The organism is Rothia sp. HMSC062H08 (assembly GCF_001810775.1).
GTDB lineage: Bacteria > Actinomycetota > Actinomycetes > Actinomycetales > Micrococcaceae > Rothia.
Genome location: NZ_KV802671.1, coordinates 89,659 through 98,450, shown reverse-complemented (window position 1 = coordinate 98,450; position 8,792 = coordinate 89,659). Strand labels below are relative to the sequence as shown.

Annotated in this window: 8 protein-coding genes and 2 tRNA genes; 1 reads left to right on the top strand and 9 read right to left on the bottom strand. The window is 54.9% G+C overall.

Translation table 11 applies throughout. The annotated features are described in order from the left end of the window. Positions 1-78 precede the first annotated feature (78 nt). The 3 genes from HMPREF2765_RS07250 to HMPREF2765_RS07240 all read right to left on the bottom strand — a co-directional run bounded on the left by HMPREF2765_RS07250 (position 79) and on the right by HMPREF2765_RS07240 (position 1,955). Complete coding sequence (locus HMPREF2765_RS07250; protein ID WP_049346007.1) at positions 79-708, bottom strand: polyprenyltransferase; 630 nt, start codon at positions 706-708, stop codon at positions 79-81. Positions 709-909: 201 nt separating this feature from the next. Beyond that, the gene (locus HMPREF2765_RS07245; RefSeq protein ID WP_005504421.1) at positions 910-1,398 is read right to left on the bottom strand and encodes a hypothetical protein; all 489 of its coding nucleotides are present in this window, start codon (positions 1,396-1,398) and stop codon (positions 910-912) included. A gap of 209 nt (positions 1,399-1,607) precedes the next feature. After that, positions 1,608-1,955: a DUF4190 domain-containing protein gene (locus HMPREF2765_RS07240; RefSeq protein WP_049346009.1), complete on the bottom strand. Its 348-nt coding sequence runs from the start codon at positions 1,953-1,955 to the stop codon at positions 1,608-1,610. Between the two features lie 253 nt (positions 1,956-2,208). On the opposite strand from HMPREF2765_RS07240, the gene HMPREF2765_RS07235 reads away from it, so the two are divergent. After that, positions 2,209-2,300, top strand: a tRNA-Ser gene (locus HMPREF2765_RS07235). Between the two features lie 93 nt (positions 2,301-2,393). On the opposite strand, the gene HMPREF2765_RS07230 is transcribed toward HMPREF2765_RS07235, so the two are convergent. The 6 genes from HMPREF2765_RS07230 to HMPREF2765_RS07205 all read right to left on the bottom strand — a co-directional run bounded on the left by HMPREF2765_RS07230 (position 2,394) and on the right by HMPREF2765_RS07205 (position 8,792). Next, positions 2,394-2,939: a SixA phosphatase family protein gene (locus tag HMPREF2765_RS07230; protein WP_049349918.1), complete on the bottom strand. Its 546-nt coding sequence runs from the start codon at positions 2,937-2,939 to the stop codon at positions 2,394-2,396. Positions 2,940-3,090: 151 nt separating this feature from the next. Continuing rightward, positions 3,091-3,843 (bottom strand): winged helix-turn-helix domain-containing protein, encoded by a 753-nt coding sequence (locus HMPREF2765_RS07225; protein ID WP_005504418.1) that lies wholly within the window; start codon positions 3,841-3,843, stop codon positions 3,091-3,093. A 577-nt stretch (positions 3,844-4,420) separates the two neighbouring features. Beyond that, positions 4,421-5,059, bottom strand: coding sequence for a uracil phosphoribosyltransferase (upp, locus tag HMPREF2765_RS07220; RefSeq protein WP_005504417.1), 639 nt, complete (start codon positions 5,057-5,059; stop codon positions 4,421-4,423). A 185-nt stretch (positions 5,060-5,244) separates the two neighbouring features. Beyond that, a tRNA-Ser gene (locus tag HMPREF2765_RS07215) sits at positions 5,245-5,331 on the bottom strand. 155 nt (positions 5,332-5,486) lie between these two features. Beyond that, positions 5,487-6,107: a TetR/AcrR family transcriptional regulator gene (locus HMPREF2765_RS07210; protein WP_070605007.1), complete on the bottom strand. Its 621-nt coding sequence runs from the start codon at positions 6,105-6,107 to the stop codon at positions 5,487-5,489. Between the two features lie 78 nt (positions 6,108-6,185). Then, positions 6,186-8,792 (bottom strand): YhgE/Pip domain-containing protein, encoded by a 2,607-nt coding sequence (locus HMPREF2765_RS07205; protein ID WP_070605004.1) that lies wholly within the window; start codon positions 8,790-8,792, stop codon positions 6,186-6,188.

The following is an 8,792-nucleotide window of genomic DNA, read 5'->3' as shown; positions in this document are numbered from 1 at the left end:
TTGTTGTCCAAGAAACGGGAGGCAGTTCAAACGTGAGGAACGGGGCTTTTGCGTACCCTCCAATGAGGGTGAAAGTGTTTAGAAAAGTACCAGCATCTGCGCAGTCTCCACGAGCCTAGAATTTGCGGCAGAATCAGAAAGAGCCAGCATAATCGCCAGCAGCATACCGCCACCAAAAAGCACCAGGAACATGCCACCAATGACTACGCTAATCCAGTTCAAGATACGCCCAGCCGAAGCAGCCGCGCCAAAACGTTCTGCCTCGTTCGCCTTGAAAATACCGATAACACCCAGAATCAGGGAAGGCAGACCAAACAGCCACCAGCTGAGAGTCACTATACACGCCAAGCTGATAATACCCAGCACCGTGGAAGTCTGAGCAGCCTTCTCACCGGCAAGCTGCTCGGGGGTCTTCTGAACAATGCCAATAGGAACCATCATGGGCTGACCGTACTGGCCGGGCTGCTGGTACTGCTGACCGTACGGGTCGTACTGATTCTGACCATACGAGTCTTGGCCGTACGAATTCTGACCGTACTGGTCATAAGAATACTGATCGTAGGAGCTCTGCCCGTACTGACCGTATTGGCCATACTGACCGTACTGAGTGTTCTGCCCGTACTGGCCGTTCTGGTTGTACTGCTCGTTCAGACGGTTGTAGTCCGGGTTGTAGTCGTAGGGGTCTGAACCCCGAGGATTCTGAGACATGGCATCTCACTTTCGTACGGCTGGTGTGTGTTAAACAGTATTCACCCTAACCTATCACCGAAACGGGTACAACTACATCTGTCGCACAAACCCGCGCAATACATTTTAAGAGGGCAGTAGAGTGCCAGCTGGTACGCGAAAGCCCCGCTCCTCAATACGAGAAACGGGGCTTTTATGTACCCTCTAGGAGGGCGAGACCTTTTAGAAGAGTGCCAGGGTGCTGACCAGCTCAGTAAAGTGGTTGGAAGAGGAAGAAGCAGCACCTGCCGCGCCGATAAGACCCAGCAGCAGGAAACCACCGATTACAACCAAGAATAGGCCACCAAAAGCTGCGTTAATCCAGCCCATGATGCGACCACCCGAAGCTGCAGTGCCAAAACGCTCAGCCTCATTAGCCTTCATAATGCCGATAACACCCATGATCAGCGAGGGCAGACCGAACAGCCACCAGCTAACAAAGAAGTTGCAGATCAGACCAATAATGCCGAGCACCATGGAGGTCTGACCAGCCTTCTCGCCAGCAAGCTGCTCGGGGGTCTTCTGAACAATGCCGACGGGCACCATCATGGGCTGACCGTACTGACCAGGCTGCTGGTACTGCTGCTGACCGTTCTGAGCGTTCTGCTCGTTCAGGTTGCCGTATTCCGGGTTGTAGTCGTAGGAGTTAGAGTCCTGCGGGTTCTGAGACATGTGGTCCCTCTTTCGTGTGAATGGTGTGTATTGAACCTTACTCACCCTAACCTATCGCTGAGGTGGGCACAAACGGATTCGTCATTCTGGAGCTATCCGCAGCATATATGCACTGACCAGAAAACTGATGAGGCGCACAGAAGCCCGCGAACACACGGGGCGCTCGCGGGCTTCTTCAAATCATGAGGCTACTGCAGGTAGCTTCAATCTTACTGCTTTACAAAAATCTTCAGAGCGACCAGCAAAATAATACTGACGACACCCAGAACAGTACCGGCAATAGCCATACCGCGGTTCTTCAGCTCGGGGTTATTCATAGCCAGGCGGCCGGTCGCAATAGCTACAGCACCAAGGATGAAACCGAGGACAAAGAAGCTCACAATACCGCTCACCAGAGAGACAATCGACAGGGTCTTTGCCTTCTTCGCCTGAGCCTGCTGCTCAGGGGTCTGAACGGGCACACCGTAAGGAACCTGCTGATTGAACTGGGGTGCCTGCTGGCTAAACTGGGGGTCCTGGTTGAACTGGGGCTGGGGGTTGTTGGGGTTTTCAGACATGATTTCTCATTTCGTTGAGTAAATAAGACGACTCTGGCAACGCTGCATGGAAAAATCACACGCCAGAGACGCCCTCTATTTATCGGTTGGACAGTAGCAGTCTATCGAAAATGTATATGAGCCTCAAAGCGCACAATCCATAATCCGCCCTATAAAGCAACACATACTCAGAGATATCTCCAAAGCACGGGCCGAATTGACCAAGCGCAAAACAGCCTATATTCTTATAGGGATGCGCTCACGAGCGCACCGTGGAGACGTGCCAGAGCGGCCGAATGGACTTCACTGCTAATGAAGGGTCGGGGTTAAACTCGACCGGGGGTTCAAATCCCCCCGTCTCCGCCACAAAAAGCCCCGTACCGGCTGGTACGGGGCTTTTGCTTTACCCATTTCTTCCAGGTACAAAGCCTAGAAAATCCTGGTCTAGAAACTCCTGGTCTAGAAGCTCTTGAAGTCCACGAGGCGCGCATCCGCACCATCAAGCAGAGCCCACTCCCCCGGCACCTCAAACACCGCAATAGAAGAGGGCGGGAAACCGTAATACACATCCATGGACGCATTCGGGTCAGAATCAGGGCTCATCAAATGCTGCGCGGCATCCTGCACACCGGGCAGATGCGACACCACCATCAGAGAATGAACATTCTCCGAAACGCTGTTAATGCGCGCAATAATGCGGGACGCAGACACCTCATACAGCCCCTCATCCAGATGAGCAGTAGGCGCCTTCGCCCCCAAACCATCCGAAACCCAAGTCGTCGTCTGACGAGTACGCAAAGCCGATGACGACATAATCTGCTCCGGAATATAACCGCGAGCCGCCAGCCAGGCGCCAGCAGCGGCAGCCTGCTCATGGCCGCGCTTCGTCAGCGGACGATCAAAATCATTCAGACCCCAATCAGCCTCCGCATGGCGCATAATAATCAGACGCTTGACCCCGCTGCGGTGCGAGCCAGATGCAGTGTTGGAAGAATTTTCAGCCATACACCCATTCTATCTAGAGGGCGCCGGATCGTGCCGCACGCCGCCACAGCACGCACACTAACACCCCCAGGCGGGCACAAGTAAACCCCGGCGCACCGGCATGACGCCAGCACACCGGGGTGCACTCTACAGAAGCTAAATTCTGTACACGCTAAATCGAGTATTCCGGAGCAGCCCAGACAACAACCTCGGGGTGCTCAAAGAAGCGGTAACCCTGACCGCGCACCGTACGCACGGTACCAGAGAGGCGGCCCAGCTTCGAACGCAGACGACGAATATGCACGTCAATTGTACGCTCATGCGGATGCTCGTCACCGGAGCTCCACAGCGCCTTCAGCAGCTCCTCACGACCCACGGTGCGGGAAGAATTCTCCACCAGGTGTGCCAGCAGCTCGAATTCCTTGAAGGTCAGCATGAGCGGCTCACCGTCCAGGAACACCTCGCGGCGTGCCAAATCAATCAGCACACCCGAAGAGTGGCTATTCGTGGTCTCTGCTTCGCGGGCGACATGCGCCTCCGGGTGCATATACATTGCGGTCGGATCGCCGAGTGCATTACGTACTACCTCAAGGTCGCTACCCTCAGCGTTCACCGGAGCCAACGCCACAGCGGCGTACGACTCCGACTCGGGAGCCAGGTGGTGTGCATAAGTGCGCAAATCCTGAACGATACGCACCAGGGAGGTGCCGTTCGCTGCAGCAAGTTCCTCGTTCAAACCAACATAGAGCACAAAGCCGCGTGCCTCATTTTCCTGAGCCTGCTTATGGGCAGGGTCACCGGCTGAGAAAGTCATCGGACGCAACGTTGCAGCCTGCGCAACGGGACGCTGAGGCTGCACGACCTGGCGCTTAGCGGCGCGGCCGCGCTGGGAGATGTGCACATATCCAGGTACAGCGCCTGACATGATTCAACCTTCTCTCAAAGTCTGTGTACGGGATCCCTGTCGTACGTAGTGTGGGGTGCGCCGGAAGTGACGCCGAGTCAAACAGTCCCCAATACCTGTTCGAGCTTCAATCCTCTTACTTAATATTTCTCCTATTTGACGGATAAATCAAGCGGATTCAGCATAGTGGATTCATCTTTATGGGCGAGAGGAGTACAATGCCCCCTCTCATGTTTTAGGGTTTCAGGGACTACCTGAAGCTTTCAGTATTTTTTCCCTTATAAATATTCATAGCTTCTTTTATTTACTGGTTTCTCCCTGTATTTTCATGTGAAGCTGTGAATATGCTCAATATATTTTGAGCCCCTCAAAGCACTATAGTGTTCCTCATCACATATTATCAAGGGTGTTTCATAAACCCACACAAGCGCCCAACAACACCATAAACACCCAAGACAGCAGACCGTTAGACATACATCCCCCAACACCACACCATATGACCTGCACACGGCCTCCAGCAGACACAACAAAGCGCCCCCGCACATGCTTAAACATATGCAGAGGCGCCCCACTCACATCACGTGAATAACGCTGAAAACTACTCAGCCAGACCGTACAGGCGGTCACCAGCATCGCCCAGACCCGGAATAATGTACGCCTTCTCGTTCAGACGCTCATCACGAGCAGCCAGGAACAGGTCAACATTCTCCATACCCTCAATGCCCTTCTCCAGAGCAGCAATGCCCTCAGGAGCAGCAATCAGGCACACGCAAGTCACAGACTCAGCACCACGCTCACGCAGGAACTTAATAGCCTCAATCAGAGTGCCACCGGTAGCCAGCATCGGATCCAGCAGGTACACCTGACGACCAGTCAGATCCTCCGGCAGACGCTCAGCATAAGTCACAATATCCAGGGTCTCCTCATTACGAGCCATACCCAGGAAACCCACCTCAGCGGTCGGCACCATGCGAGTCATACCCTCAAGCATGCCCAGACCAGCACGCAGAATCGGAACAACCAGCGGCTTAGGATCAGCAATACGGACACCGGTAGTAGTCGCCACCGGAGTCACAACCTCAACCTCTTCCACACGAATCTCGCGAGTTGCCTCATAGGCAAGAAGGGTCACCAGCTCATCAACCAGCTGACGGAAAATCGGGGACGGGGTGTTCTTATCACGCAGAACACTAATCTTGTGAGAGACCAGCGGGTGGTCAAGAATCTTAATACGCATAAGACGATTTTACCCACCCCCGAATCAGCAAGCACCGGCAAAGCCCCGGAAGTGGCACACAACCTATAAAACTAGGCGAAGTACCCCCGCACAAACACCCACTAACGCACCCGCCAGCACCACCCCAGAACAATCCGGGCATGCAAAAACCCGCCGAGACGAATCTCGACGGGTTTTCGTTGGTGCGGTGGTGGAGGGATTTGAACCCCCGTTGGCTTTTACACCAAACATCATTTCGAGTGATGCACCTTCGGCCGCTCGGACACACCACCAACAGTGGAATACTATAGCACACCCCCAACAGGAGAGCAAGAAAAACCACGTGCGGCAGCCGGGTGTCGCCCTCTTCACGGCCCCTTTTCACCGTGCCCTTTTCGACACCCGACACCGAAGTCCCGGCTACGTCTACAGACCCCAACAGGCCCGCCTAATGACGGATATACCCATCTACAACCAGCATGACAGCACGCGTTGCATCCTCAGCATTGCGCTCCGCCTGATGCACTTCACGATCCATAGCAAACATGTAAATCGCGCCGAACATAGAGATCGCAATCGCACGAGGATTCTGAGCGGTATCAACCGTATAGCGGCGAGCCACAGCCTCCGTCATCTCCTCCAAAAAATCCAGAAGATTCAGACGGTTATCGCTCATCGCCTCAGTCCAACCATCCGCACCCTTCCACGCCTCCGAAAGCCACATCCGAGTAAAACCCGGACGGTCCTCAAGATACTGGAACGCGGCACGAATAGCACTCCGCAACGCCTCACGCGGATCAGAATGAACCGACGCCGCGCGACGCGCATCGCTCAGCAGCAACTGCGTGCCGTACTGGACCAGCTGATCCACCATGGTCTTCTTAGAACCAAAGTTGTAATACACGGTTCCCTTAGAAACACCCGCCCGGGCAGCCACCTCTTCAACAGTGGCGTACTCAAGCCCCTTCTGGGTCATGATATCCATGGCAGCGTTGAACAACTTCAACTGAGTTTTACCAGTACGGCCGGGACGACGACTTGCAGCTTCAGCGACAGGGCGCTGCAACATCAGAAGTCCTCCCTCCCTTTTTGCAGATATACCTCTATTTTATTAGACAGTTTTCCCCGGTGCTAGCCGGCAGGGCGCCTAAACCTCAATCTCCGGTGCAAGCTTCTTCAACGACCACGTACGATCACGACGCGTGCCAATGTAACCCAACACCAAACCAGCCAAACCCCACAGGGTCAACACCAGCATGATGCCCCACAGGCTCGACTCATTAATGCCATACGCCAAACGACGCGTACCCGCCACCGCATAACTCATCGGGAAGAAATCATGCATCCAACGAATCGACTCAGGCAGAGTCTCATAGGGCATCGTGCCGCCCGCAGTAATCAGCTGCAGAATCAGAATGACCAAAGCAACCAGCTTGCCCGGAGCACCCAAGATCACCGTCAGACCATGAATGAAACCGGTAAAGACCAGAGCCACATAGCAGAGGAACAGCCACACCAGCCACGGATGAGCCATCTCAAAGCCCAAACCGAACTTAATCGCAGCGAACATCAAAGTCGCCTGAGCAATACCCACCAGGCCGAACGGCATCCAGCTACCGAGCATCACACGAATCGACGGAGCATGCGAAGCCAACGCACGGTTATTCATCACACGCAGCGTCTGAACCAGCATCAGGCCGCCAATCCACAGCGCCAGACACATGAAGAACGGGCCCATGCCCTCACCATAGTTACGAGCCGATGCCAGCGACTCATGCGACAAAGTCACAGGGTTCGACATCGTATCCGCAACCTTCGCCTGTTCAGTCGGCGCAAGGCTCGGAACCTGCTTAGCACCAGAAGCCAGACCGCTCTCCAGCGACGAAGTGCCATCCTTCAACTCGGAAGCACCATCATTCAGCTGAGTCGAACCATCAGACAGCTTCGCCGTGCCGTCAGAAAGCTTCGACGCACCATCCTTCAGCTCATTCGCGCCATCAGCCAGCTTCTGCTGACCCTCAACCGCAGACTGCTCCTTCTCCGCCAAAGTACCGCTACCATCCTTCAGCTCGGCGGTACCGCTCTTCAAAGAATCAGTACCCTCCTTCAGCTCAGAAGCACCACCCGACAGAGTCGCAGAACCACTCGCAAGGCTCGAAGCACCCGAAGCGATCTTGGAATTACCATCAGCCAGGGTCGCCGAACCCGACGCCAACGAGGACGCGCCAGCATCCACACGAGCGGCACCATCAGCCACCGACGAAGCGCCCTTGGCAAGCGAAGACGCACCGGAATCCAGCGAATCCACGCCAGTCACCAAAGTCTGAATCTTCACCGCAGTCGACGACGAACCATCAGAAACACAATGGCTCGACTTCAACGCGCGCAACTTCGACAGAGCATCAGCAGCGGCAGCATCACGAGTAGCCAGATGCGACTGCAGAGCCTTCTGATTCAGCTCAGCAACCTCATTCTTCGTCTCCTCAGAATCAACAGCAGCGACCAGCTGATCAGCCTGCTCCTGAGTCAACGTACCCGCCTCAACCAGCGGAGTCACCCGAGCACGCACCTTCTGCGCACTCGCAGACACCACAGTATTCGACAAGTCACGACCAAAATCGCCGCTACCAGCAGAAGTATCCGTCTCATGCAGGCGCATGCACATCGCGTTCAACTCGGCCGGCAACTCACGAATACCCGCCTGATCCATACCTTCACGCAACTGATGGATACCAGACGCCAAATCATTAGCACCCTTCGCCACCGAAGCCGAACCACTCTTCAAGCTCGCGGTACCCTCAGCCAGAGTCGCCGAACCATCCTTCAGCTTCGACGCACCATCAGAAGCAGACGCCGCAGCCGAAGCCAAAGTCGACGAACCATCCTTCAAACTCGAAGCACCATCGGCAAGCTTCGCGGCACCAGAATCCAGCTTCGCCGCACCAGAATCCAAAGTCGACACACCATCAGCAAGCTTCGCGGCCCCCTCAGCCAACTGCTTCTGACCATCCAACAACTGCGACTGACCATCAGCCAGAGAGGAGGTACCATCCTTCAGCTTCACGGCACCATCATTCACCGTGGCGGTACCGTCCTTCAGCTGAGTGATAGCGTCCGCCAGCTTCACCGTACCGTTATTCACCTTCGACGCACCATCAGCAGCCTCATCCATCTTCGAATGAATCGTCGTGAAGCTAGCCAACAGCGAATTAGCCGTCGAATTACCGACCTTCTCAGCCACCGAATCACGCACCGCAGTGCCCGCCTTCGTGACAATATTCGTCAGCACATAGTTATTCGCGTCATTCGTAATGACCTCGATACCCGCCGAACGCGCATCAATAGGGCCCGTCTTACCGTCAGCATCAGGCTTAAACGAACCGGCACTCTGCAAATTACGCGAGAAATCCTTCGGAATCACCATCGCAAAGTCATAGGTGCCGTTCTCCACACCCTCGACAGCCTCAGTACGAGTCTGCACCTGACGCCAATCAAACGTGCCAGCATCCAGAAGATTCTTCTTCACGTCAGCACCGGTATTCACCTGCTTACCTTCGGAATCCGTCGCGCCCTCATCCTCAACCACGAGAGCACCCACAATGCCATTCACATTGCCGTAAGCATCCCAGTTACCGTACAGGTACAGGGCGCCGTACAGCAGCGGGATGCAAGACATAGCAAGAAGCACCAGAACCGGCAAAACACCGCTGGTCAGGCGCTTAAGCTCAACAAGAGCCACACGCAGAACAGTCAT

Excerpts from the sequence above, each read along its gene's own strand:
- HMPREF2765_RS07250 (WP_049346007.1), bottom strand. The coding sequence starts at position 708 with ATGTCTCAGAATCCTCGGGGTTCAGACCCCTACGACTACAACCCGGAC.
- HMPREF2765_RS07245 (WP_005504421.1), bottom strand. The coding sequence starts at position 1,398 with ATGTCTCAGAACCCGCAGGACTCTAACTCCTACGACTACAACCCGGAA.
- HMPREF2765_RS07240 (WP_049346009.1), bottom strand. The coding sequence starts at position 1,955 with ATGTCTGAAAACCCCAACAACCCCCAGCCCCAGTTCAACCAGGACCCC.
- HMPREF2765_RS07230 (WP_049349918.1), bottom strand. The coding sequence starts at position 2,939 with ATGGCTGAAAATTCTTCCAACACTGCATCTGGCTCGCACCGCAGCGGG.
- HMPREF2765_RS07225 (WP_005504418.1), bottom strand. The coding sequence starts at position 3,843 with ATGTCAGGCGCTGTACCTGGATATGTGCACATCTCCCAGCGCGGCCGC.
- upp (WP_005504417.1), bottom strand. The coding sequence starts at position 5,059 with ATGCGTATTAAGATTCTTGACCACCCGCTGGTCTCTCACAAGATTAGT.
- HMPREF2765_RS07210 (WP_070605007.1), bottom strand. The coding sequence starts at position 6,107 with ATGTTGCAGCGCCCTGTCGCTGAAGCTGCAAGTCGTCGTCCCGGCCGT.
- HMPREF2765_RS07205 (WP_070605004.1), bottom strand. The coding sequence starts at position 8,792 with ATGACTGTTCTGCGTGTGGCTCTTGTTGAGCTTAAGCGCCTGACCAGC.